Below are 23,851 nucleotides of genomic sequence, written 5' to 3' on the forward strand. Positions count from 1 at the left end.
CCGGCCGGGCTCAGAGCACCAGGCCCGGATTGCCGCCAACGCCTTTTAGCTCCGGCAGGTTCAGCGCCTGCTGGGTAACCACCTTCTGCGCACGCAGATGGCTGGCCACCACGTCCCACACGGCGGGGCCCGAATCCCTCGCCTCTTCCGCCACCGGCGCCCAGCCGGCGACCTTGTAGGTCTTGCCCGGCTCGATGCGCTTGCCCTTCAGCATCATGTCGTCGATGCGCCGCCCCATCGGCGCAGCGGGATCGCAGGTATATTGCAGGCCGCCCACCCGCACCATGTCGCCGCCCTGCTGGTAGTAGGGGTCGGGGTTGAACAGGTTGTCGGCGACGTCTTCCAGGATGGTCTTGATCATCTCGCCGCTCATCTCGGTGAGCGTGGTCCACGGATAGGTGATCGCGGTCTGGTCGAGCAGGTGCTCCATCGTGATGGTGTCGCCCGGCAGCAGCGAAGTGCCCCAGCGGAAGCCGGGCGAGAACGCCAGTTCGGCATCCTTTTCGGCGATCAGCGCATCGACGATGAGCTGGTCCCACGAGCCGTTGAAGTTGCCGCGGCGGTACAACAGGCCTTCGGTGACGGCGAGCGGCTCGCCGAGTTTTTCGAGGAAGGGCGCGCGGACCTTGTCGATGAAGGCGGCCATGTCCGGGTCGGCCGGCAGCAGGTTGGCGAATACCGGCAGCAGCCGGTAGCGGAAATCCGCCACCTTGCCGTCCCTGACGTCGAAATCCATCACGCCGAGGAACTTGCCGCTGGAGCCCGCATTGGTGACCAGGGTCTTGCCGCCCGCGTTGTCCACCACGGTCGGCGCCGGCATGCCGTCGTGGGTGTGGCCGCCGAAGATGGCGTCGATGCCGGTGACGCGGCTGGCCAGCTTGAGGTCGACGTCCATGCCGTTGTGCGACAGCACGACGACCACCTGGGCGCCTTCCGCCCGTGCGGCATCGACCGCCTCCTGCATGCCCTGCTCCTGGATGCCGAAGCTCCAGTCCGGCGTCATCCAGCGCGGATTGGCGATCGGCGTGTAGGGGAAGGCCTGGCCGACGATCGCCACCGGTACGCCGTTGATGTTGCGGATGACGTAGGGTTTGAAGACCGGATCCTCGAAATCGGTGGTCTTCACGTTCTGGGCGACGATGTCGATGCGGCCGGCGAAATCCTTCTCCTCGATTTCCTTGACGCGCTCGGCGCCGTAGGTCGATTCCCAGTGCAGCGTCATCACATCCACGCCGAGCAGCTTGCAGGCGTCGACCATGTCCTGCGCCTTCGTCCACAGCGCGGTGGCCGAGCCCTGCCAGGTGTCGCCGCCGTCGAGCAGCAGCGCGCCGGGGCGGCTGGCCTTCAACTGCTTGACCAGCGTCGCCAGGTGGGCGAAGCCGCCGACCTTGCCGTAGGTCTTCGCCGCCTCGACGAAATCCAGGTAGGTGAAGGCATGCGCCTCGATGCTGCCGGGCCGGATGCCGAAGTGCTTCAGCAGGTGCTCGCCGACGAGGTGCGGCACCTTGCCCGACATGTTGCCGATGCCGAGGTTGACGCTGGGCTCGCGGAAATGGATCGGCAGCAGTTGCGCGTGGCAGTCGGTCATGTGCAGCAGGCTGACATTGCCGAACGCAGGCATGTCGTACAGGGCGGCGGCCGCTTGCTGCGCGCGCGCGAAACCCGAATGCAGGCTCATGCCACCAGCCGCTGCCACCGCCAGCATCTGCATGAATTCACGACGATTCATCGACATGGATCATTCCTTTGACGAAAAGATGCCCCCACGCTCCGCCGCTGCGCGGGTCGCAAGAGGGCCAGCCTTGCACAGCCGGCCCGTTCCGCAGGCACGGAGCAGTGCTCCGCGAAACCCCTGCTCCCCCCCGAGGGGGCTGTTTTGCCCTGGGGCGGTCCGGCGGCAAAAAAACGGCCCGGGGCCGGAGCCTCGGGCCCTGCGCGATGGCATCAGCGGACGGGGCTTACTGGTTGACCGGCGAAGCGGGGTCGAACAGGAAGGCCATCACGTGGCGGATCTGGGCTTCGGTGAGGATGCCGCCGTAGCCATTGCGCGGCATGTCGCTGCAGGCGTGGTAGGCCTTGGCGTTCCACAGCTTGCCCCAGGTGTATTTGACGATCTCCTCGCCGTTGCCGCGAAGCTTGGCATAGCCTTCGAGGCTGGGGCCGATGGTGCCTTCGGACACTTCGTTCGGATCCATCGCGTGGCAGTTGTAGCAGCCGCCGCCGTTGTTGTTCGGCGTCTTGTCGGTCCAGGTCAGGCCGCGGCCGCTGGCGGCGATCTTCTGCCCTTCCTTCCAGTCGCCGCCGGTGTAGTTGCCGTCGGCCGGCCACCGGATCTTGGCCATCTCTGCGGCCTGCAGCCGCTGCATGGTTTCCGCGCCCGGAGGCGTCGGGCTGGAGCACGCTTGCTGGATCTCGTCCTGCTTCTGGCGGTCGAGGCTGGCGATGCCGTTCGCCTTGAAGGAGGTCAGCATCATCTCCTCGACCTTGGTCTGCAGTTCGTCGGCCACGGCGACGGAAGTGCACAGCGCCAGCGGCACGGCAATGAACAGTTTTTTCATGTCGTTCGCTCCCTCAGCGCTTGACGCCGGGCCACTTGGCCTCGATGCCGTTGCCCTTGCCCGCCATGAAGGTTGACAGCGCGATGATCACGTCCGAACCGAAGATCGGCTCGGCCGCACGCTGCTGGCGGAAGCAGTCCCACAGGCGGTGCTGCATGGTCCAGAACTGCGAGCTGGACACCCGGTAGGCCGGCCACGAACCCCAGCCTTCGGCCGCGCCTTCACGGGTGGTGATGTTGGGCAATTGGGTGGCGCGGATGCGCTTGCCGTCCTGGCTGTGGCAGGACGCACAGGAGAAGTCCATGACCCCGAGCCGGTAGTAGAAAGTCCGCTCGCCGAGCTCGTACATCTCCTTCACTTTCGGGTGCGACAGATCAACGGCAATCTTCTCGCCCTTGGAGTGGGTGACGACATAGGCCACCAGCGCCGCCAGCCTTGCGCGCTCGCCCTGCAGGAACTTTCCGTCGATGATCTCCTTGGACGGAATGCCCTGCAGCGTATCCATGCAGTACATCAGGCGCGTTTCGAGATCCTGCACCCTGCCCGCGTCCTCGAAGTAGCGCGGCAACTGCGCTGCGGCACCCGCGACCACGCCCGCTCCAAGGCCCAGGTCGCACTGTTCGAGCGTGGCGTTCTTCGGTCCGCGCGCGGTGCGCCACAGTTCCTCGCCTTCCATTTCGTAGAGTTCGGCCGGATTTCCATCCGCCAGCATCTCGCGATAAGCGTCGAAATTGAGTTCTTCCTGCGCCGACGCGGGCGCCGTCAGGGCAATGCCGACGCACACGGCGACGGCCTTGATTCGTTTTCTCATTTTTTCTCCTCCATGGCTTCCATGCCGCCATGCTCTCCGTTACTCGCCTGGGCTCGTCCTTGCCGCCCCCGCCTGGCTGCGGACACGACGGGCATCAGGCAATCTGGGCTTCGTCGGTGCGGGAGTCGCCCTTGTTGTCCACCCAGCTGACGGTGACCTTGTCGCCTTTCTCGCCCCCCTTGAACTTGAAGGCGAGATAGGGATTGGTGGAAACGGACGGGCCGAATTCGGCGCTCAGCACGAGCTTGTCGTTGTGCCTGGCGGTCAGTTCGGTGATGAAGTGGGCCGGAATCACTTCGCCGGACGAATCCTTGCGCTGGCCGGTTTCCATGACGTGCGACATCAGCACACGGACTTCGGTGACGCCATCCTTGGCGGCGGCGCGAATACGCATCGGGCTTGCCATTTCGATATTTCTCCTGAATCTCTTCGTCGATCAGCCGCCGCAGCCGCCGAGCGTGACCTTGACTTCTTTCTTGGCCATGTAGAACTTGCCGTCGGCCTTGACCAGGGCATAGACGTCCGAGGTCTGCCCCATCTTGACGCGCGTCTGCACCTCGGCCTGGGTACCTTCGGGAATCGTGAAGCTGGCGGCGAGCATGTACGGATTCTTCTCGATCATGATCGCGACGTATTCGGTTCCCGGAAGCTTGCTGACCACGCCGACCGGTACCACGGCACCGTTCTCGGCGATGTCCGGCGTGTTGAGGACCACGTCGTCGCTCACGGCCGGCTTGCCGGCACCGAGCACTTCGAACGCCGCATCCAGGCTCTTGGCGCCGAAGGCCTGCTCGTTCCAGGCCGCGTGAGCCGTTTCCGGCCTGATCAGGCCCACCGTGGCCAGCAGCCCGAGCACCCCCAGGCCACCACCTGCCTTCAGGGCATCCCTGCGTTGATGATTCATCCCGTCTCTCCTTATAGAGCTGTTACTGCGCTTTCGCGCCCTGCAAAATCCATTCGACCAGCCGTTCGATGTCGCCGTCGGCGACATGCCCCTGGGGCGGCATCGGCACCGCCCCCCAGACGCCCTGGCCGCCGGCCTTCACCTTGGCGGCCAGCTTCGCCGCGGCATCGGCCTGCCCCCGGTATTTTTGGGCAATTTCATTGTAACCGGGACCGACGATCCCTTTCTCGACGCCATGGCAGGCCATGCAACCCTTTTCGTTGGCAAGCGCCAGCACGGCGGAGGCTGCGGCGACGGCATCGCTGCCTTCCGCAGGCTCCGGCGCGCCGGTGGGTTTGCCGCGCGTCTGGCCCACCGGGCGGTTCTGCTCCGCCAGGTTGCCGTGGGCATCCTGCGCATAGTCGGGCAGCGCCGAGGCGATCTCCACCTTCTCCTTGCAGTCCTTCATGCAGACCACATTGACGACGTCGGGCTTGCCACCGTTGCCGAGGCCGCCACCGGACGAGGGCGCGCCCGGCCACATGCCGTGCTCGGTCGTCATGCCGTTGCGGTTGGGCATGCGCGCCTGCACTTCGTGGATGTTCTCGTCGCTCAGCACGTAGTCGACCGGCACGATTTCGCCCAGGTTCAGCAGGTAGGCAAGAACCGCATAGACGTCGTCGGGCGCGAGCGACTTCGGCGCAGTCCAGGGCATCGCGCGCTGGATGTAGTCGAACAGCGTCGACACCGTCGGTACCTTCATCAAGGTTGTGCGCTGCGGGAAGGAGCCATCGATCAGCGCCGCGACGCGGCCGGTCTCGATGTCCTGCAGCGTGGTGCCGCCGGCGATAGGTGTGAACACCTCGTTGGACTCGCCGAAGATGCCGTGGCAGCTCGCGCAATGAGCTTCCCACAATTCCATGCCGCGATCGACGTCGCCGGAACCTTTCGGCAGGCCGGTGAAATCCGGCCGCACGTCGATGTCCCAGGCGCGCACTTCGGCCTCGGTCGCCGCGCGGCCGATGCCCGGATAGCGATCGAAAGCTGCCGCCGAAGCCGCGGCGGCAAGGATCCCGAGAGCGATCAGCGTCTTACAGAACCTGGACATTGCTGACCTCCCCGGACTCGACCACCTTCCAGGACTGGATGGCATTGTTGTGGTAGATGGACCGGGTGCCGCGCACCTTGCGCAACTGGCCGTAGCTCGGCTGGACATGGCCGGTTTCATCCACCGCGCGCGACTGCAGGATGGCGGGCTTGCCGTCCCACACCCAGCCGATGTTGAAGCGCGTGACCGCCTTCGACAGCACCGGCGTCTCCAGCCGCGCCTCGCGCCAGTTGATGCCGCCATCGGTGGAGACATCGACGCGGGTGATCCTGCCGCGCCCCGACCAGGCCATGCCGGAGATGTTGTAGAAGCCCTTGTCGAGCAGCAGTTGGCCGCCCGACGGCGTGGTGATGACCGACTTGCATTCCTGCACCGAGGTGTACTGGCGGTGCAGGCCATCCGGCATCAGGTCGATGTAATGCACCGCCTCGTCCTTGGTCGCCCAGGGCTTGTCGCCGACCTCGATGCGGCGCAGCCACTTCACCCAGCTCACGCCCTGCACGCCCGGCACCACGAGGCGCAGCGGATAGCCGTTCTCGGGACGCAGCATCTCGCCGTTCATGCCATAGGCGACGAAGACTTCGCCGGACTCGATCAGTTCCATCGGGATGGTACGGGTCATCGACGAGCCATCGGCGCCTTCGGCCAGCACGTAGCGGCCTTGCTTGTAGTCGGCACCGCACATGTCGAGGATTTCCTTCAGCGGCACGCCGGTGAACTCCGAACAGGAAATCATGCCGTGCGAGTACTGGACGGTGGGCACCGCGACGTTGCCCCACTCCATGCCGGTATTGGCGCCGCACTCGATGAAGTGGATGCGCGACACCGACGGCAGGCGCATCAGATCGTCCATCGTGAACACCGCATTGGTCCTGACCAGGCCGTTGATCATCAGGCGGTGCTTCGACGGATCGACGTCGTGCCAACCCTGGTGATGACGCTCGAAATGCAGGCCGGAAGGCGTGATGATGCCGAACAGCCCCTGCAAGGGCGTGAACGCCACCGACGAGCCGCCGACCCGTGTCAGGCCCGGGCTCTCGCGCCGCCGCAGGCCGCGCTCGTACCTCGACGGCATGCCGTAGGGGTTCGCCGCCACCGGCAGGCCGAGCGAAGTGCTCCACGGCGGCAGGTTCAGGATCGCAGGATCACCCTCGCCCGCAGCGCGCACCGCTGCGGGTACCGCCATCGCCGCCGAAGCGGCCAGAAAGGCCTTGCGCAGGAAATCCCGCCGCCCGTCCTTCACCGCCACGATCTGCTCGGCGGTGAGGAAATTCTCCGGTGCCGGCCTCACCCGGCCAAACCGGGCATCGATGTCTGCCATGCGTGCAATCCCCCCTCCGGATACGCTATCAGTAATGCTTATGAATGCATTTGCCTATTTAGACTCAATCTAAAAGCGCATCAAAATATAGTCAAGAACTAATATTTATGCAGCGCAGCATTGGCCGCGATTCCTGCAAAGCAATGCGGAAAGCTTGCGCATGCCGCAGCATCGATGTGGCTATACTCTGCGTCGCCGGCCCTCGCCTGCACACAGAATGCGCGCCGGGCGGCCCTTTCGGGGCCTGGCGCACTCCATATCGGTACAAGAATCGGAGGGACATCCTTGTGAATCTCAAGCACGCCCTGGCCATGCTCGGCCTCGTCGGGCTCAGCGCTGCGGCGCAGGCCCAGGACCCCAATCTGGCCCGCAACCTCGCCGCCACCTGCGCGAACTGTCACGGCACCAACGGACACAGCGTCGGCGGCATGGACTCTCTCGCCGGTGAAGCCCAGGACAAGCTGATGCAGAAGCTGATGGACTTCAAGTCGGGCGACAAGCCGGCGACGATCATGCACCAGATCGTCAAGGGCTACACCGATGAACAGCTCACGCTCATCACCGCCTGGTTCGCGGCGCAGAAATAAGGGAGAGACAGGACGATGTTCACCAGACGCGATTTTCTCAAGACCGCCGGCATCGCCGCAGCAGGCAGCACCACGCTCGCCGGACTGTCCGCCTGTGCCACGGCGGGCGGCAAGAGCCGGGGCCACGTCGTCATCGTCGGCGGCGGCTACGGCGGCGCGACCGCGGCCAAGTACCTGCGCATGTGGAGCAATGGCACGGTCGACGTGACGCTGATCGAGCGCAACCCCGTTTTCATCTCGTGCCCGATCTCGAACCTCGTGATCGGCGGCATCAAGCAGATGGAAGACATCACGGTCGGCTACGACAACCTGAAGTCGAAATGGGGCGTTCGTATCGTCACCGACGAAGTCACCGCCATCGACACCGACAAGCGCACGGTCGCCACGGCGCGGAACGGTTCGCTGGGCTACGACCGCCTGGTGCTGTCGCCCGGCATCGATTTCATCCCCGGTGCAGTCGGCGGACTGGACGGCAATCAAGAGCGCATCCCGCACGCTTGGAAGGCCGGCCCCCAGACCGTGCTGCTGCGCAAGCAGTTGCAGGACATGGCCGATGGCGGCGTGTTCGCGCTGCACATTCCCAAGGTGCCCTACCGCTGCCCGCCCGGCCCCTACGAGCGCGCCTGCGTCGTCGCCAATTACCTGCGCGCCGCCAAGCCGAAATCCAAAGTGCTGGTGCTCGATTCCAACGAAGAAATCCAGTCGAAGAAGGGGCTGTTCACCAAGGCTTTCGAAAGCTACAAGGGCCTGATCGAGTACGTGCCCAACAGCTCGCTGCAGAGCGTCGATGCGGCCAGCCTCACCGCCGAACTCGAATTCGACAGCGTCAAGGCCGATGTGCTGAACGTGATCCCGCCGATGCGGGCCGGCGACATCGCGCTGAAGGCCGGCCTGCCGCTGATCAACGAGCGCTGGGTCGACATCGACTGGCTGACGATGGAAGCCAAGGGCGTGCCGGGCGTGCATGTGCTGGGCGACGCGCTGTTCCCGGCGCCGACGATGCCGAAGTCCGGCCACATGGCCAACCAGCACGCCAAGGTGGCGGCGGCGGCGATCCTGAACCTGTTCGACGGCATCGCCCCCAACCCGGCGCCGGTGGTGATGAACACCTGCTACAGCTTCGTCGACGACCGCAACGTCATCCACGTCGCCTCGGTGCACCAGTACGACGCCGAGAAGAAGCAGCCGATGCCGGTACAGGGCGCAGGCGGCGTATCGGCAGCCGCCAACGAGATCGAAGGCAAGGCGGCACTGGCCTGGGCGAGGAACATCTGGGCCGACATGCTGGCCTGAGACATCATCTCCGCTTCGAGAACGGGAGCGCGGCCATCGGCCCGCTCCCGTTTTTTCATCCCTGCCCGCTCATGCCGGCCTGCATTCGAAGCGAGAACAAGGCCGGAGCACGACACCGAGGCCGCAGCCCGTGCTGTGGCACGGCAAGGCCGAGCAACCCGGGGATCAGTCCAGCGTGCTGACGTAGAGCGATACGGCCTTGATCTCCAGTTCGGTCAGCTTCGACGCGATCGAATGCATGACTGCGTTGTCGTTGGTACGCTCGCGCTGGCCGAAGGATTTCAACTGGCTCTCGATGTACTTGGGCACCTGTCCGGCGAGCCTGGGCAACTGGTCGGTGCCGAGCCCCCGCTCGCCATGACAGGAAGCGCAGGCGGGCACGCCCGATTCCTCGTTGCCCCGATGAAACACGAAGCGCCCCACGCCGGCGAGTTCGGCATCGCGTGCCTGGCGTGGCTTGGTCGGCTTGCTTTCGAAGAACACGCCCAGCGCCAGCATTTCCTCGGGCGTCAGGCCCTCCGCCATGCTGGCCATGGTGTCGCTCTTGCGCCGGCCGGACTGGAAGTCCGCCAGTTGCCTGGCGATGTACTGGTGATGCTGGCCCGCCAGCCGCGGATACAGGGCCGATGCACTCTCCCCGTCCGCCCCATGGCACAGCGAACAGCGTCCGGCGCTGATCTGCGCAGCCCGCTCCAGATCGACTTCGGGCAAATCCGCGGCAGTTGCAGCAAAAGATAGACAGCAGGCAAAGCCTGCCGTCGACACGGTCTTCTTCCACATTTTCATCATTCCCCCATGGCGCTCCGCGGCAAGAGAATCAAACCCGGCACGAGGGAAAATATCAGAATCCACCGCAGCGCTGAATGCGGCCTGTCGTGCAGGACCAGCCGAGTTCCAGCATCCACGGCGTCTGTGTCTGCCGCAGCGCGGCCTCGACGTAGGCAACCATCGGCTGGGGCAACTGCTTGCGTGCGCACCACACCATGTCGTCGCATTTGCCGGGCTCGAGGTTCTCCGGCTCGCCGCTCCAGCGGGCCGCACGCACGAAGAAGTCGATGCGATTGGTGTCCGACAGGCGATGCACCACCCCCAGCCATTCGAGATCGCGCTCGAGCACCGACAGGCCGGTTTCCTCGCGCAGTTCGCGCACTGCAGCGGCAAGGACCGATTCGCCCGGCTCGACGTGCCCGCCGGGCAGGCTGTAGCGCCCGTCGAAGAAGCCCGTGCCGGCACGGCGCATCAGCAGCACCCGGCCTTCGCGCTCGCAGACGACGTGCACGCCGGTCGGAATGCCCGGATGCTGCATCAGTGCTTGCCGGTGCTGCCGAAACCGCCGGCGCCGCGCTCGCTGGCATCGAAATCGTCGACGACGTTGAAGCCGACCTGCAGTACCGGCACCACCACCAGCTGTGCGATCCGCTCCATCGGCTGGATGGTGAAACTGGCGCGCCCGCGGTTCCACACCGAAACGAAGATCTGCCCCTGGTAATCCGAATCGATCAGGCCGACCAGGTTGCCCAGCACGATGCCGTGCTTGTGGCCCAGCCCGGAACGCGGCAGCACCATCGCCGCCAGGCCCGGATCGGCCAGATGGATCGCCAGCCCGCTGGGCACCAGCGTGGTTTCCCCCGGATGCAGGGTGATCGGCGCCGGCAGGCAGGCCCGCAGGTCGAGGCCGGCGGCCCCGCTGGTGGCATAGGCCGGCGGATGCGCCTTGAGCCGTTCGTCGAGCAGTTTCACGTCGATGCGATGCATTTTCATCTCCTTGGCCGGCGCCGCAGCGCACGTCCGGTGTTCGGGGCAGGCCTCAGCGCCCCGCCGCTTCCAGCAGGCCGGCCAGGTGCTCGACGATGCCGCGGGCGAGCTCGGTTTTCGGCGCCCGCGGCAGCGGATGGCGGCCCGCATCGTCGTACAGCACGACCACGTTGTCGTCCGAACCCATGCCGTCCTGCACCAGGTTGCCCACCAGCATCGGCAGGCGCTTCTTCTGCCGCTTGCCTTCGGCGTAGGCGTCGAGATCCCGGCTCTCGGCAGCGAAACCGACGCAGAAAGGCGCATCCGGCAAGGCCGCGACTTCGGCCAGGATGTCCGGATTCTGGGTCAGTTCCAGCGTCAGGATGCCATCCTTTTTTTTCATCTTGTGCTCGGCGACTTCCAGCGGCCGGTAGTCGGCCACCGCGGCGACGCCGATGAACACGTCCGCCCCCGGCAGCGCCGCATGCACCGCGTCGCGCATGTCGCGCGCGCCCGCCACGCCGATCCGCCGGACGCCGGCCGGCACCGGCAGCGCGACCGGCCCGCTCACCAGCACGACCTCGGCGCCCGCCTGGGCGCAGGCGCGCGCCAGCGCATAGCCCATCTTGCCCGAACTGATGTTGGTGATGCCGCGCACCGGATCGATCGCCTCGAAAGTCGGGCCGGCGGTCAGCACGACCTTGCGGCCGGCCAGGCGCTTGGCGACGAAATACGCTTCCAGGTGTTCGAGCAGTTCCTCGGCTTCGAGCATCCGCCCCATGCCGACCTCGCCGCAGGCCTGCTCGCCTGCCGCCGGGCCGAACAGCGTGACGCCATCGCCGCGCACCAATGCCACGTTGCGCTGGGTGGCCGGCGCCTCCCACATCTGCCGGTTCATCGCCGGGGCGACGATCAGCGGCACGTCCCGGGCCAGGCACAGCGTGGTCAGCAGATCGTCCGCCCGCCCCTGGGCGAGCCGGGCGATGAAGTCGGCCGTGGCCGGCGCCACCAGGATGGCATCCACGTCGCGGCCGAGATCGATGTGCGCCATGTTGTTCGGCATGCGCGCATCCCACAGGTCGCTCCAGACCGGGTTGCCCGACAGCGCCTGGAACGTGACCGCGGTCACGAAGCGCGCGCCCGCCTCGGTCAGCACGACGTGTACGTCCGCTCCCGCCTTGCCCAGCAGCCGCACCAGCTCCGCCGCCTTGTAGGCCGCCACGCCGCCCGTCACACCGACGACGATCTTCCTGCCCTGTAGTGTATTCATGACATCAGCTTATAATCCCGCAGCACCGCGCTGCATTCGACGACAATCCCGGGCGGAAGCAGCCTGCCGGAGAGCCTGCATCTTCGGCAATCAGCCTTCCCCGCCAGCCTGAAGGAACCCGCGCCCATGGCAATCACCGACTGGCCCGCAGACGAACGCCCCCGCGAAAAACTCCTCGCCCGCGGTGCGGGCGCCCTGTCCGACGCCGAGCTCCTCGCCCTGTTCCTGCGCGTCGGCATCCGGGGCCATACCGCCGTCGATCTCGCACGGCAGTTGATCAGCCATTTCGGCTCCCTGACCCGGCTGTGCTCGGCCAGCGCGAGCGACTTCGCCGCCCTGCCCGGCATGGGGCTGGCGAAGTATGCCCAACTGCAGGCCGTCATGGAACTGGCGCGGCGCGCGCTGGGCGAAACGCTGTCCGAGCGTGCGCTGTTCGATTCGCCCCAGGCCGTGCGCGACTGGCTGGGCCTGCGGCTCGGCCATCTGCCGCACGAAACCTTCTGCATCATGCTGCTCGACGCCCGCCATCGCCTGATCGAGGCGGTGGACCTGTTCCGCGGCACCTTGACGCAGACCAGCGTCTACCCGCGCGAAGTCGTCAAGCTCGTGCTGTCGCGCAACGCCGCTTCGGTGATCCTCGCCCACAACCATCCGTCCGGCGCCGCCGAACCGAGCACGGCCGACGAAGTGCTGACCCGCACGCTCAAGGATGCGCTTGCCCTCATCGACGTCCGCGTTCTCGACCACTTCGTCGTCCCCGCGCACGGCAAGCCGGTCTCGTTTGCCGAACGCGGCTTGCTTTGAGGCGGGAAATCGGTTCCAATGCCGGCCCCACGAGCAATTTCCCGCACCCGGCACTTGCCTTCCTGACCCAGGATGCAGTATCCTCGTGCGTTTTCCGCAATCAGAATCCCCTGGAGCATCGTATGGCTCGCGTCTGCCAAGTGACCGGTAAAGCACCGATGGTGGGAAATAACGTTTCCCACGCCAACAACAAAACCAAGCGCCGCTTCCTGCCCAACCTGCAAAACCGCCGGTTCTGGAGCGAGGGCGAAAACCGCTGGATCCGCCTGCGCGTTTCCAATGCCGGCCTGCGCACCATCGACAAGAAGGGCATCGACGTCGTCGTTGCCGAGCTTCGCGCCCGCGGCGAGAAGCTGTAAGCAACAACACTAAACGGAGAACGCCATGGCCAAGGGCATCCGCGAAAAGATCAAGCTCGAATCCACCGCCGGTACGGGGCACTTCTACACCACGTCGAAGAACAAGCGCACCACCCCGGAAAAGCTCGAATTCAACAAGTACGATCCCGTTGCTCGCAAGCACGTGCCGTACAAGGAAATCAAGCTGAAGTAAGCTCGCCGAAGCCGGCACGGCAGGCGCCCCGGAAGCACCAAGGGCACAGGCTAGCAGAGCAAGCGAACCAAGGCAGAAGGGCCATCGAGTGATCGATGGCCCTTCTGCCTTTTGCATCCGGCGCTGCTTCAAATCGAACGTACGATGAAGCAGACATGATGTCCGCCGGATACGGCTCCGGTGTCTCCGGCTTCAGGTACGCTGGACTCAGGCGCGCTGGATGTTGGATGCCTGCTTGCCCTTGGGTCCCTGCGTAACCTCGAAGGAAACCTTCTCGCCTTCCTTCAGACTCTTGAAACCGCTCATGTTGATGGCGGAGAAGTGCGCGAACAGATCCTCGCTGCCATCATCGGGCGTGATGAAACCGAAACCCTTGGAATCGTTGAACCACTTCACGGTACCAGTTGCCATATTGCTTCGTTCCTTCAAGGTTGCTTGATGCGGCCATCTCCGGCCGGTATATCGGCGCCGCCAGCAACTTGAAGAAGCATCGACGGAAAGCACCCCGAAACCGGATTCCGGGAACGCTCCGGGAAAGCGTCGTATCAAGCCAAGACTGCGCACGGCCTCGTTTTTACGCAGTTGCCCGAAGAGCGTCAACGGTCTGACCACGGCATTTTTTTGCGGCGGCGCAACAGCCGAACCCCTTGAAATTCGCGGAAAACAACCCAGTTGTCTTGAGCGGCAAGGGCTCCAGGTTTTTTCGCAGCGCACGATCGGCACTCCATCCCTGCGCGACGGCACCGGCAAGGGCACGGCCGGATTCGCACCAGCCACGAAAGGCGTCAGAAAGTTCGCTCATCGTGTTTCTCCTGTGTTGCACTCCGCAATGACTTCATTAGAATGGTTTTCATGGGTACCCGGAAACAAGATGAATTCGTCCTCGAGGCGAAGCGGACGCGCACCCGTCCACCACCGATGTACAAGGTGCTTCTGCTCAACGACGACTACACGCCGATGGATTTCGTCATCGTCGTTCTGCAGAAATATTTCGGCATGGATCGCGAACGTGCCACGCGAGTCATGCTCCAAGTTCACAGAGAGGGCATGGGGGTGTGCGGCGTCTTTCCCCGGGACATCGCATCGACCAAGGTCGAGCAGGTCGCCTCGTTTGCTCGTCAGCATCAACATCCGCTGGCATGCGTGATGGAGGAAAATTGAATGATCGCGCAAGAGCTTGAAGTGAGCCTGCACATGGCCTTCGTGGAGGCACGTCAGAAGCGTCACGAATTCATCACCGTCGAGCACCTGCTGCTCGCCCTGCTGGACAACCCGTCGGCGGCCGAAGTGCTGCGCGCGTGTTCGGCCAACATCGACGAGCTGCGCCAGGAACTGGGCAATTTCGTCAATGAGCACACGCCGCGCATCGAAGGCAGCGACGAGATCGACACCCAGCCGACACTCGGCTTCCAGCGTGTCATCCAGCGCGCCATCCTGCACGTGCAGTCGTCGGGCAAGAAGGAAGTCACCGGCGCGAACGTGCTGGTGGCGATCTTCGGCGAGAAGGACTCGCACGCCGTCTATTACCTGCAGCGCCAGAACATCTCGCGCCTGGACGTCGTCAACTTCATCTCGCACGGCATCGCCAAGAGCCCGCCGCAGGGCAGCGGCGCGCAGAACCGCAGCGAATCGGATCAGAATGCCGACCAGGAACAGGACGAGAAGTCGGCCGGCGGCGCGCTCGAAAGCTACACCCAGAACCTGAACCAGCAGGCACTGGTGGGCAAGATCGACCCGCTGATCGGACGCGAGAAGGAAGTCGAGCGCGTCATCCAGACCCTGTGCCGGCGGCGCAAGAACAACCCGCTGCTGGTCGGCGAGGCCGGCGTCGGCAAGACGGCGATCGCCGAAGGCCTGGCACGCCGAATCATCGAAGGCCGCGTGCCGGAAATCCTCGAGAATGCCCAGGTGTTCGCCCTCGACATGGGTGCCCTGCTCGCCGGCACCAAGTACCGCGGCGATTTCGAGCAGCGCCTGAAGGCCGTGCTGAAGCAGCTCACCGAGAATCCGAACGCCATCCTGTTCATCGACGAGATCCATACCCTGATCGGTGCGGGCGCGGCATCGGGCGGCACGCTGGATGCTTCCAACCTGCTGAAGCCGGCGCTGTCCTCGGGCCAGCTGAAGTGTATCGGCGCGACCACCTACAACGAATTCCGCCAGATCTTCGAGAAGGATCACGCCCTGTCGCGGCGCTTCCAGAAGATCGACGTCGTCGAGCCCTCGGTGGCCGAAACGGTCGAGATCCTGAAGGGGCTCAAGAGCCGCTTCGAGGAGCATCACGGCATCAAGTACAGCAATTCGGCGCTGTCGAGCGCCGCCGAACTGTCGGCCAAGTACATCAATGACCGCCATCTGCCGGACAAGGCGATCGACGTCATCGACGAGGCCGGCGCCGCGCAGCGCATCCTGCCCAAGTCGAGGCAGAAGAAGACCATCGGCAAGAACGAGATCGAGGAGATCGTCGCCAAGATCGCCCGCATCCCGCCGCGCACGGTGTCCAACGACGACAAGGCTGCACTGAAGACGCTCGATCGCGACCTGAAGAACGTGGTGTTCGGCCAGAACGCCGCGATCGAAGCACTGGCGAAGGCGATCAAGATGTCGCGCTCGGGCCTCGGCAACCCGCAGAAGCCGATCGGCTCCTTCCTGTTCTCCGGTCCCACCGGCGTCGGCAAGACCGAAGTCGCACGCCAGCTCGCCTACACGCTGGGCATCGAACTGGTGCGCTTCGACATGTCCGAATACATGGAGCGCCATGCGGTCAGTCGCCTGATCGGCGCGCCGCCAGGCTACGTCGGCTTCGACCAGGGCGGCCTGCTGACCGAGCAGATCACCAAGAAGCCGCATTGCGTGCTGCTGCTCGACGAGATCGAGAAAGCCCATCCGGACATCTACAACATCCTGCTGCAGGTCATGGACCACGGCACGCTGACCGACAACAACGGCCGGCAGGCGGATTTCCGCAACGTCATCATCATCATGACGACCAATGCGGGCGCCGAATCGATGCAGAAGGCGGTGATCGGCTTCTCGGCCAAGCGCGAGGCCGGTGACGAGATGGCCGACATCAAGCGCCTGTTCACGCCCGAGTTCCGCAACCGGCTGGATGCGATGATCTCGTTCAAGGCGCTCGACAACGAAGTCATCCTGCGCGTGGTCGACAAGTTCCTGATGCAGCTCGAAGCCCAGTTGCACGAGAAGAAGGTCGAGGCGCACTTCAGCGACGAACTGAAGGCCTGGCTGGCCGAAAAGGGTTTCGATCCGTTGATGGGCGCCCGTCCGATGGCACGCCTGATCCAGGACACGATCCGCTCCGCGCTGGCCGACGAACTGCTGTTCGGCCGCCTGGCCAATGGCGGCAAGGTCAGCATCGAGCTCGACGAGGACGAGAAGGTCACGCTGGTCTTCGAGGAAGCGGAAACCGCCGCGACCGCCTGACATCCTCTCACCGCCGGACGGCGCCTCCCCTTTGCGGGAGGCGCCGTTTTCTTGCGCTGTCCGTATCTCAGCATCGGCGCGACCTGGGCACATATCCCCCGCCTCCTGCATGCCACGGCACAGGACGCTGGACTATCATGCGCGCTGCCGGCGACAAGCCACCCCATCGACAAGGAGCAGACATGAACATCCAGACAGCCGATCTGTGCGACGCCCACGACGACAAGCTCGCCGTCGTCAGCCCCATGTTCCGCAGCTACGGCGGACGCAGCGCCTTCGGCGGCCCGATCAGCACGCTGAAGCTCTTCGAAGACAACTCCTTCGTGCGCAAGGCGGTCGAATCCGCCGGCAACGGCCGGGTACTGGTCATCGACGGCGGCGCCTCGATGCGCTGCGCGCTGGTGGGCGACCAGCTCGCCGAACTGGCCGTCAGGAACGGCTGGGCCGGAATCATCGTCTACGGCTGCATCCGCGACTCGAAGGCCATCGGCGGCATGGACCTCGGCGTCTTCGCCCTCGGCACCCATCCGCGCAAGACGGTCAAGCGCAATGTCGGTGAAGTCGATGTGCCCGTGAGCTTCGGCGGCGTGAGCTTCGTGCCGGGCCACCACGTCTATGCCGACGAGGACGGCGTCGTCGTGTCGGAAACCGCCCTGCTCTGACGCATCGCGTGCACGGAACCGCTGCGGGACGCGGGCTCCGCACGAGCACGGACACCGCAGTGCAGCACCGAAGTGTGGAAATCCATTTCACAAGGCTCACTTTCGTTTCACCTTCCGAAATCAGAAAAACAAATCAATGTTTTCATTGATAAAAATTCTTTCTTATGTCTTATATAAGACATATTGCTGCTAAGCGGAAACCCTCCTATACTTCTTTCCCATCGACAAGGCGTTTTTCCCTCGAATGCCCTTGCGACGGATACACCGCGACCGACGCCCGAACCGGCCGCGATGGTTGACACCCTTCTGCACTGAAAAGGAAGCATCATGACGCTGACCCGCGAACAGCAAATCGCCGCTCTGGAAAAGGACTGGGCCGAGAACCCCCGTTGGAAAGGCATCAAGCGCGGCTACTCCGCCGCCGACGTCGTCCGCCTGCGCGGCAGCCTGCAGCCCGAATACACGCTGGCCCAGCGCGGCGCCAAGCTGCTGTGGGAGCGTGTCAATGGCGGCGCCAAGAAAGGCTACGTGAATGCCTTCGGCGCCATCACCGCGGGCCAGGCCATGCAGCAGGCCAAGGCCGGCCTCGAGGCCGTGTATCTGTCCGGCTGGCAGGTCGCCGCCGACGGCAATACCTCCGAGACCATGTACCCGGACCAGTCGCTGTACGCCTACGACTCGGTGCCGACCATGGTTCGCCGCATCAACAACACCTTCAAGCGCGCCGACGAAATCCAGTGGTCGCGCGGCATCAACCCCGGCGACAAGGAGTTCATCGACTACTTCCTGCCGATCGTGGCTGACGCCGAAGCCGGCTTCGGCGGCGTGCTGAACGCCTTCGAACTGATGAAGAACATGATTGCCGCCGGTGCCGCCGGCGTGCACTTCGAAGACCAGCTGGCAGCGGTGAAGAAGTGCGGCCACATGGGCGGCAAGGTGCTGGTGCCGACCCAGGAAGCGGTCGAGAAGCTGATCTCCGCCCGCTTCGCCGCCGACGTCATGGGCGTGCCGACCATCATCCTGGCCCGTACCGACGCCGAAGCAGCCAACCTGATCACCTCGGACCACGACGCCAACGACAAGCCCTTCCTCACCGGCGAACGCACCCAGGAAGGCTTCTACCGCGTCAAGAACGGCCTGGAGCAGGCCATCAGCCGCGGCATCGCCTACGCGCCGTATGCCGACCTGGTCTGGTGCGAAACCGGCACCCCTGATCTGGGCTTTGCCCGCGAGTTCGCGCAGGCCGTGCATGCCGCCTGCCCGGGCAAGCTGCTGTCCTACAACTGCTCGCCGTCCTTCAACTGGAAGAAGAACCTCGACGACGCCACCATCGCCAAGTTCCAGGACGAACTGTCGGCGCTGGGCTACAAGTACCAGTTCATCACCCTGGCCGGCATCCACGTCAACTGGTTCAACACCTTCAAGTTCGCCCACGCCTACGCCCGCGGCCAAGGCATGAAGCACTACGTCGAAATGGTGCAGGAACCCGAGTTCGCCGCCCGCGAACAAGGCTACACTTTCGTGTCGCACCAGCAGGAAGTCGGTGCCGGCTACTTCGACGACGTGACCACCGTGATCCAGGGCGGTTCGTCCAGCGTCAAGGCGCTGACCGGCTCGACCGAGGAAGAGCAGTTCCACTAAGCCGGACTGCTCTCCCATCGAGACGAAAGGCCATCCCGCGGGATGGCCTTTTTCCATTCGGGCAGCGCGCCGATCAGCCGCGCGGCTCACGCATGCCGCGTTCGCCCTTGCCGGGGCCCCTGTCACCCTTCTTGCCGAAATCATGGCGCCCCGCCTTCTGGAACTCGGCGTCGAACACCGTCTTCTGCGCGCTGCCGAGCGTGGCATAGAAGGTTTCGACCGCCTTGCGGGTTTCCGCCATCTCGGCCAGGCGCAGCTTGCCGGCTTCCTCCATGCGCTGCATGCGCTCGATCGCGGTCGCCGGCCTGGCTCCCGCGCGACCTGCGGCCATGGTCTCCGCCATGCGCTCGGCGCGTGCCTTCATCGTATTCTTGAAGGTCTCGAAAGCCGGTTTCTGCTCCGCACTCAAGGCAAGCGCCAGCTCCAGCCGGGCCATCTGCAGTTCGACGCGCTGGGCCATGCGCTGCTTCACCTGTGCCGGCTCCATCTGTGCGCAGCTGGCCTTGCCGCCATGCGGGCCGTAGCCATGTCCGCCCCAGGCAAGCGCGGCCGTGGTGCCGAGACCGGCGGTGGCGATGACGGCGGCGGCGATCGAGGTCTTCATCCAGGTCTTCATGGTGCTTCTCCTTTCGGTTTGGTTCGTCGTGCCCGTCCGTTCGGGCGACGGAGTCATTTCAACACCTTGATGTAAGCCGCGTTTGTCCGTATCCCCCCGGTTTGCAGCCTCGTGTCTCCCACCCCCGGATTGATACGCTGGGATACAAAAGCAGGTGGGCGGAGGCTTAAGATTCGCCCCATCGAAAACACCGGCACCGATGCGATGAGCCAGCAAGACCACATCCTGATCGTCGATGACGACCGCGACATCCGCAACCTGCTCGCCGACTACCTCGAAAAGCAGGGCCTGCGCTGCACCACCGCAGCCGACGGGCGCGAGATGAAAGCCGCACTGGAGCAGCACCGCATCGACCTGATCGTGCTCGACGTGATGATGCCGGGCGAGGACGGCCTGACCCTGTGCCGCAACCTGCGCGCGGCCGGCGGCCCGCCGTCGAACATCCCGATCCTGATGCTCACCGCCCGCGGCGACGACATGGACCGCATCCTCGGCTTGGAAATGGGTGCGGACGACTATCTGACCAAGCCCTTCGTGCCGCGCGAACTGTACGCGCGCATCCGCGCCGTGCTGCGCCGCACGCGCGCGCTGCCGCCCAACCTCGACGCCGCGCCGCCGGCCAATGCGCGCGAGCTGCGCTTCGCCCAATGGCGGCTGGACACCGTCAACCGCCACCTGATCGACACGGCCGGCACCGTCGTCGCCCTGTCGGGCGCGGAATACCGCATGCTGTCGATCTTCCTGTCGCACCCGCAGAAAGTCCTGTCGCGCGACCAGTTGATGGAACTGACCCAGGGGCGCGAAGCGGACGTCTTCGACCGCTCGATCGACCTGCAGGTCAGCCGCCTGCGCCAGCGCCTCGGCGACAACGCGCGCGAACCGGCGATCATCAAGACGGTGCGCAACGAAGGCTACGTGCTGGCCACCGAGGTCAGCGTCGTCGCTCCGGACGCCTCATGAAACTGCCCTGGCCCCGCAGCCTGTTCGCCCGCCTGATGCTGATCCTGCTGGTCGGCGTCCTGGTCGTCATCGCGGTCAGCGTCGCGCTCTTCGTCAGCGAACGCGAGCGCATCGGGCGCAGCGCGCTGTTCGAGAGCGTGGCCCAGGAGATCGCCGCCGCCGCGGACGTGCTCGATCGCCTCGGCCCCGCCGAGCGCGCGCGCTGGATCGACGAACTCGGCCGCCGCCGGCTGCGGCTGGCACTGCGCCAGCCGTCCGAACGCCTGCAGCCGCTGCCCGCCGGCCACCCACTGCCCACGGCGCTGCGTGCCGCGATGCCGGAGCGGACCACCGCGGCCTATGCCCAGAACCGTCCCGGCATGCCGCATGCCGTGGTGGTCGCCGTGGTCGAGCTCGCCGACGGCATCCCGCTGCAGGTCCGCCTGCCCGGCATCCCGCCTTCACCCCCGATCCGTCCACCCGAGCCGGATCAGTTGATCGCCGCGCTGGCCGCGCTGGTCGGCGGCGTCGGCCTGCTGACCTGGTTCGCGGTCCGGCTGGCGACCCGCCCGCTGTCGCGCATGACCGAAGCCGCCCGTGCGCTCGGCGAGGATCCGGAGCGCGCGCCGCTCGACACCCAGGGTCCGACCGAAGTCAGCCAGGCCGCTCAAGCCTTCAACCAGATGCAGCAGCGCATCCGCGACTATGTCAGCGAGCGCACCCGCATCCTGGCCGCCATCTCGCACGATCTGCAGACGCCGATCACGCGGCTGCGGCTGCGCGCGGAGCTGGTCGACGACGATGAGCTTCGCAGCCGCATCCAGGCCGATCTCGACAGCATGCAGGCACTGGTCAAGGAAGGGCTCGCCTATGCCCGCAGCCTGGACGACGCCACGCCTGCGCAGCCGATCGACCTCGACCGGCTGCTCGAAGCCCTGCGCGACGACGCCACCGACATGGGCTGGAAAGTCCGGCTCGACGGCCGTGCCGATGCACCGCTGGTCGCCCAGCCGACGGCCTTGCGGCGCGCGCTGTGGAACCTGATCGAGAACGGCGTCAAGTTCGGCGGCGAAGTCGACATCGCCGTCGCCGCCAGGCCGGGCGCCTTCGAGATCCGCATCCGCGACCGTGGCCCCGGCCTGCCGGAAGATCAGCTGGAAAAAGTCTTCGAGCCCTTCTACCGGCTCGAAACCTCGCGCAACCGGGAAACCGGCGGCACCGGCCTGGGCCTTGCCATCACCCGCAACCTGCTGCGCCGTCAGCGTGGCGAAGTACAGCTGCGCAATGCCGCCGCAGGCGGACTGGAAGCCACGGTCCTGCTGCCGCGCTCAGGCGAAGCTGCAGCGCAGCAGTGATTTCCGCACAGGCCTGATCCGGATTCCGCGCACGCGGCGTGCCGATGTGGTTCAATGCCGGGCTCTGTCGCTGCACCGCAACATTTCATGCCTGCTTTCTGGATGCTCGTTTCCTGCCTGCTGTTCGCCTGCATGGGCGTCTGCGTCAAGCTCGGCTCGAGCACGTTCTCGACCGGCGAAGTCGTGTTCTACCGCGGCATCGTCAGCGTTGCGATGATGGTCGTGATCGCCAGGCTCAAGGGCATCCGGCTGCGCACCCCCCACTGGCGCATGCACGTGTCGCGCAGCGTGTCCGGGTCGACTGCGCTGAGCTGCTACTTCTTCGCCATCGGCAGCCTCCCGCTCGCGACTGCGGTGACGCTCAACTACACCTCGCCGATCTTCGTCGCCCTGCTGCTGGCGCTGGTCTTCCGCGAGAAGCTGCGCTGGACCGGCATGCTTTCGCTGGCGATCGGCTTTGCCGGCGTCGTGCTGCTGCTGCGCCCGACGCTGGCCGCCGAGCAGTGGCTGGGGGCGGCCGTCGGCCTCGGTTCCGGCGCGATCGCCAGCATCGCCTACATCAGCGTGCGCGAACTGGGGAAGGCCGGCGAGCCGGAAGTGCGCACGGTGTTCTGGTTCTCGCTGGTCACGATGCTGTTCGGTCTTGCCGGCGCACTGTATGCCGGCCCGCACCTGCCCGATCTGCAGGAGCTCGTCATCCTGCTCGGCATCGGCGTCTTCGGCGGCCTTGCCCAGCTCGCCATGACCCGTTCCTACAGCTACGGCCACACCATGCTGTCGGCCAACCTCAGCTACGCCACCGTCGTCTTCGCCAGCCTGTTCGGCGCCCTGTTGTGGGACGAGATCATGCCTTGGATGAGCTGGATCGGCATCGCCTGCATCGTCGCCAGCGCGATCATGATCTCGCTGCGCCCGCGCCGCAGCAGCTGAAACGGCGGCTGAGGCGCCCCCCCACTGATTGAGCCGGATCGATGCGAAGGCTATAGTAGTAGGCAACCAGTCCAAGACGACGGAGGCCGCAATGATCAGCATCGAGCACCGCGACAACTTGGTCGCTATCACCGTTTTCGGTGAATTCGCGCTGGCCGACTACAAGGAGTTCGAGGAACTGGTCAATTACAAGATCCAGTTCGCCGGATCGATCGACCTGTTTTTCGACCTGCGCGAAATGGTGGGCTTCACGCTCGACGTGGCGTGGGAGGAAATCAAGTTCTCGCGCCAGCATGCCCATGATTTCCGCCGTATCGCCGTGCTGACCGACGACCAGTGGCTGACCTGGAGCGCCTGGGTGTCACAGCTGTTCGTCGATGCCGAAGTCCAGGTATTCGACGACGAAACCGAAGCCCGCAGCTGGCTGGACATGACGGCCGAGGCTGCCGAGTGAACGCTTCCTACGCGACGCTGATCGGCCCGGTAGAGCTCGCACAACGGCTCCATTCGCCCGACTGGGTCGTGTTCGACTGCCGCTTCGATCTGTGCAATACGGATTTCGGCCTGCACGCCTATCTGGGGCAGCACATTCCGGGCGCCTTCTTCCTGGATCTGGAAACCGACCTCTCGGCGCCCCGGACGGGCGTCAACGGCCGCCACCCCCTGCCCGACCCTGCGAAGCTCGCCGCCCGCCTGGAAGCATGCGGCGTCAGCCATCATACCCAGGTGGTCGCCTACGACGACGCCTGCGGCATGTTCGCCGCACGGCTATGGTGGCTGCTGCGCTGGCTCGGGCATAACCGCGTCGCCGTGCTGGACGGTGGCCTGCAAGCCTGGTCCAGCGCCGGCCTGCCGCTCGACTCGGCCCAGCCCGAAGCGCAGCCCGCCACCTATGCCCTGGCCCCGCGGGCGAATCGGGTCGATGCGGATTTCGTCCTCGGTCATCTGGGCCAGCCGCAGATACTGCTGATCGACGCCCGCAGCCCGGACCGCTTCCGTGGCGAGAACGAAATGCTTGACCCGGTGGGCGGCCACATCCCCGGCGCCATCAACCGCTTCTTCCGCGACAACCTGCAGCCCGACGGCCGCTTCAAGCAGGCATCCGTGCTGCGCGAGGAGTTCGGCGCGCTGCTGGGGAATCATCCTCCGCAACAAGTCGTACACCACTGCGGCTCCGGCGTGACAGCCTGCGTCAACGTGCTGGCGATGGAGTCGGCCGGCCTGTCCGGCTCGCTGCTCTACGCCGGCTCGTGGAGCGAATGGTGTGCCGACCCCCGGCGGCCGGTTGCGACCGGCCCCGCCTGAGGCTCAACCCAGCCTGAACGGGGCCCGGCCTGAACGCTCCC

General features: G+C 65.4%; 28 protein-coding genes. 14 read left to right on the top strand and 14 right to left on the bottom strand.

Annotated features, from left to right (window positions below; genetic code table 11):
• Positions 1–10: 10 nt before the first annotated feature.
• From soxB to soxC, 7 genes are all read right to left on the bottom strand, one after another.
• On the bottom strand, positions 11–1,735 hold the full coding sequence (gene soxB, locus ACNQFN_RS16460) for a thiosulfohydrolase SoxB (RefSeq protein ID WP_418647014.1): 1,725 nt from the start codon (positions 1,733–1,735) through the stop codon (positions 11–13).
• A gap of 223 nt (positions 1,736–1,958) precedes the next feature.
• Complete coding sequence (soxX, locus tag ACNQFN_RS16465; RefSeq protein ID WP_418647015.1) at positions 1,959–2,558, bottom strand: sulfur oxidation c-type cytochrome SoxX; 600 nt, start codon at positions 2,556–2,558, stop codon at positions 1,959–1,961.
• Positions 2,559–2,571: 13 nt separating this feature from the next.
• Positions 2,572–3,369, bottom strand: a complete 798-nt coding sequence (gene soxA / locus ACNQFN_RS16470; RefSeq protein ID WP_418647016.1) for a sulfur oxidation c-type cytochrome SoxA — start codon at positions 3,367–3,369, stop codon at positions 2,572–2,574.
• A gap of 94 nt (positions 3,370–3,463) precedes the next feature.
• Positions 3,464–3,775, bottom strand: coding sequence for a thiosulfate oxidation carrier complex protein SoxZ (soxZ, locus tag ACNQFN_RS16475; RefSeq protein WP_068636155.1), 312 nt, complete (start codon positions 3,773–3,775; stop codon positions 3,464–3,466).
• A gap of 30 nt (positions 3,776–3,805) precedes the next feature.
• The gene (gene soxY, locus ACNQFN_RS16480) at positions 3,806–4,273 is read right to left on the bottom strand and encodes a thiosulfate oxidation carrier protein SoxY (protein ID WP_068636154.1); all 468 of its coding nucleotides are present in this window, start codon (positions 4,271–4,273) and stop codon (positions 3,806–3,808) included.
• 22 nt (positions 4,274–4,295) lie between these two features.
• Positions 4,296–5,360 (bottom strand): c-type cytochrome, encoded by a 1,065-nt coding sequence (locus ACNQFN_RS16485; RefSeq protein WP_068636153.1) that lies wholly within the window; start codon positions 5,358–5,360, stop codon positions 4,296–4,298.
• A complete protein-coding gene (gene soxC / locus ACNQFN_RS16490) occupies positions 5,344–6,681 on the bottom strand; it encodes a sulfite dehydrogenase (RefSeq protein ID WP_418647017.1) in 1,338 nt (445 codons plus the stop codon). The genes ACNQFN_RS16485 and soxC overlap by 17 nt, the downstream gene beginning before the upstream one ends.
• 287 nt (positions 6,682–6,968) lie before the next feature.
• Here soxC and ACNQFN_RS16495 point away from each other — a divergent pair, with 287 nt between their 5' ends.
• Together ACNQFN_RS16495 and ACNQFN_RS16500 are read left to right on the top strand one after the other, a co-directional pair.
• Positions 6,969–7,268, top strand: coding sequence for a c-type cytochrome (locus ACNQFN_RS16495; protein ID WP_068636151.1), 300 nt, complete (start codon positions 6,969–6,971; stop codon positions 7,266–7,268).
• A 15-nt stretch (positions 7,269–7,283) separates the two neighbouring features.
• Positions 7,284–8,561 carry an FCSD flavin-binding domain-containing protein gene (locus ACNQFN_RS16500; protein WP_418647018.1) on the top strand — a complete coding sequence of 426 codons (1,278 nt, stop codon included), beginning with the start codon at positions 7,284–7,286 and terminating at the stop codon, positions 8,559–8,561.
• A gap of 165 nt (positions 8,562–8,726) precedes the next feature.
• Here ACNQFN_RS16500 and ACNQFN_RS16505 read toward each other — a convergent pair whose 3' ends face one another.
• The 4 genes from ACNQFN_RS16505 to coaBC all read right to left on the bottom strand — a co-directional run bounded on the left by ACNQFN_RS16505 (position 8,727) and on the right by coaBC (position 11,565).
• Positions 8,727–9,341: a c-type cytochrome gene (locus ACNQFN_RS16505; protein ID WP_341643996.1), complete on the bottom strand. Its 615-nt coding sequence runs from the start codon at positions 9,339–9,341 to the stop codon at positions 8,727–8,729.
• 61 nt (positions 9,342–9,402) lie between these two features.
• Positions 9,403–9,867 carry an NUDIX hydrolase gene (locus ACNQFN_RS16510; protein WP_418647019.1) on the bottom strand — a complete coding sequence of 155 codons (465 nt, stop codon included), beginning with the start codon at positions 9,865–9,867 and terminating at the stop codon, positions 9,403–9,405.
• Positions 9,867–10,316, bottom strand: coding sequence for a dUTP diphosphatase (gene dut / locus ACNQFN_RS16515; RefSeq protein ID WP_068636148.1), 450 nt, complete (start codon positions 10,314–10,316; stop codon positions 9,867–9,869). Before dut ends, ACNQFN_RS16510 begins: the two co-directional genes overlap by 1 nt.
• A 52-nt stretch (positions 10,317–10,368) precedes the next feature.
• Positions 10,369–11,565, bottom strand: coding sequence for a bifunctional phosphopantothenoylcysteine decarboxylase/phosphopantothenate--cysteine ligase CoaBC (gene coaBC, locus ACNQFN_RS16520; RefSeq protein WP_068636147.1), 1,197 nt, complete (start codon positions 11,563–11,565; stop codon positions 10,369–10,371).
• A gap of 126 nt (positions 11,566–11,691) precedes the next feature.
• Between coaBC and radC the strand changes: the two genes are divergently transcribed.
• The 3 genes from radC to rpmG all read left to right on the top strand — a co-directional run bounded on the left by radC (position 11,692) and on the right by rpmG (position 12,921).
• Positions 11,692–12,369, top strand: a complete 678-nt coding sequence (radC, locus tag ACNQFN_RS16525; protein ID WP_068636146.1) for a RadC family protein — start codon at positions 11,692–11,694, stop codon at positions 12,367–12,369.
• 122 nt (positions 12,370–12,491) lie between these two features.
• Positions 12,492–12,728 carry a 50S ribosomal protein L28 gene (gene rpmB, locus ACNQFN_RS16530; RefSeq protein ID WP_068636145.1) on the top strand — a complete coding sequence of 79 codons (237 nt, stop codon included), beginning with the start codon at positions 12,492–12,494 and terminating at the stop codon, positions 12,726–12,728.
• 25 nt (positions 12,729–12,753) lie between these two features.
• On the top strand, positions 12,754–12,921 hold the full coding sequence (gene rpmG, locus ACNQFN_RS16535) for a 50S ribosomal protein L33 (protein WP_068636144.1): 168 nt from the start codon (positions 12,754–12,756) through the stop codon (positions 12,919–12,921).
• Between the two features lie 207 nt (positions 12,922–13,128).
• On the opposite strand, the gene ACNQFN_RS16540 is transcribed toward rpmG, so the two are convergent.
• Both ACNQFN_RS16540 and ACNQFN_RS16545 read right to left on the bottom strand, forming a co-directional pair.
• Positions 13,129–13,332 (bottom strand): cold-shock protein, encoded by a 204-nt coding sequence (locus ACNQFN_RS16540; protein WP_002924494.1) that lies wholly within the window; start codon positions 13,330–13,332, stop codon positions 13,129–13,131.
• A gap of 163 nt (positions 13,333–13,495) precedes the next feature.
• Complete coding sequence (locus ACNQFN_RS16545; RefSeq protein ID WP_157659112.1) at positions 13,496–13,723, bottom strand: hypothetical protein; 228 nt, start codon at positions 13,721–13,723, stop codon at positions 13,496–13,498.
• Positions 13,724–13,773: 50 nt separating this feature from the next.
• Here ACNQFN_RS16545 and clpS point away from each other — a divergent pair, with 50 nt between their 5' ends.
• From clpS to aceA, 4 genes are all read left to right on the top strand, one after another.
• Entirely contained in the window at positions 13,774–14,082 is a 309-nt protein-coding gene (gene clpS, locus ACNQFN_RS16550; protein ID WP_068636212.1) for an ATP-dependent Clp protease adapter ClpS, read from the top strand.
• The gene (gene clpA / locus ACNQFN_RS16555; RefSeq protein ID WP_418647020.1) at positions 14,083–16,362 is read left to right on the top strand and encodes an ATP-dependent Clp protease ATP-binding subunit ClpA; all 2,280 of its coding nucleotides are present in this window, start codon (positions 14,083–14,085) and stop codon (positions 16,360–16,362) included. It abuts the gene before it with no gap.
• Between the two features lie 182 nt (positions 16,363–16,544).
• On the top strand, positions 16,545–17,024 hold the full coding sequence (gene rraA / locus ACNQFN_RS16560; protein ID WP_068636142.1) for a ribonuclease E activity regulator RraA: 480 nt from the start codon (positions 16,545–16,547) through the stop codon (positions 17,022–17,024).
• Positions 17,025–17,351: 327 nt separating this feature from the next.
• A complete protein-coding gene (gene aceA, locus ACNQFN_RS16565; RefSeq protein WP_068636141.1) occupies positions 17,352–18,665 on the top strand; it encodes an isocitrate lyase in 1,314 nt (437 codons plus the stop codon).
• A 73-nt stretch (positions 18,666–18,738) separates the two neighbouring features.
• Here the strand turns inward: aceA and ACNQFN_RS16570 are convergent, their stop codons facing one another.
• The gene (locus ACNQFN_RS16570) at positions 18,739–19,281 is read right to left on the bottom strand and encodes a Spy/CpxP family protein refolding chaperone (protein WP_418647021.1); all 543 of its coding nucleotides are present in this window, start codon (positions 19,279–19,281) and stop codon (positions 18,739–18,741) included.
• A gap of 204 nt (positions 19,282–19,485) precedes the next feature.
• Here ACNQFN_RS16570 and ACNQFN_RS16575 point away from each other — a divergent pair, with 204 nt between their 5' ends.
• The 5 genes from ACNQFN_RS16575 to ACNQFN_RS16595 all read left to right on the top strand — a co-directional run bounded on the left by ACNQFN_RS16575 (position 19,486) and on the right by ACNQFN_RS16595 (position 23,810).
• The gene (locus ACNQFN_RS16575; protein WP_068636139.1) at positions 19,486–20,241 is read left to right on the top strand and encodes a response regulator; all 756 of its coding nucleotides are present in this window, start codon (positions 19,486–19,488) and stop codon (positions 20,239–20,241) included.
• On the top strand, positions 20,238–21,575 hold the full coding sequence (locus tag ACNQFN_RS16580) for an ATP-binding protein (protein ID WP_068636138.1): 1,338 nt from the start codon (positions 20,238–20,240) through the stop codon (positions 21,573–21,575). Before ACNQFN_RS16575 ends, ACNQFN_RS16580 begins: the two co-directional genes overlap by 4 nt.
• An 87-nt stretch (positions 21,576–21,662) precedes the next feature.
• The gene (locus ACNQFN_RS16585; protein WP_068636137.1) at positions 21,663–22,505 is read left to right on the top strand and encodes a DMT family transporter; all 843 of its coding nucleotides are present in this window, start codon (positions 21,663–21,665) and stop codon (positions 22,503–22,505) included.
• Positions 22,506–22,596: 91 nt separating this feature from the next.
• Positions 22,597–22,959, top strand: coding sequence for an STAS/SEC14 domain-containing protein (locus tag ACNQFN_RS16590; RefSeq protein ID WP_068636136.1), 363 nt, complete (start codon positions 22,597–22,599; stop codon positions 22,957–22,959).
• A complete protein-coding gene (locus ACNQFN_RS16595) occupies positions 22,956–23,810 on the top strand; it encodes a sulfurtransferase (protein WP_068636135.1) in 855 nt (284 codons plus the stop codon). The genes ACNQFN_RS16590 and ACNQFN_RS16595 overlap by 4 nt, the downstream gene beginning before the upstream one ends.
• The last annotated feature ends 41 nt before the right edge of the window (positions 23,811–23,851 follow it).

This window comes from Thauera butanivorans (assembly GCF_048398245.1).
GTDB lineage: Bacteria > Pseudomonadota > Gammaproteobacteria > Burkholderiales > Rhodocyclaceae > Thauera > Thauera butanivorans.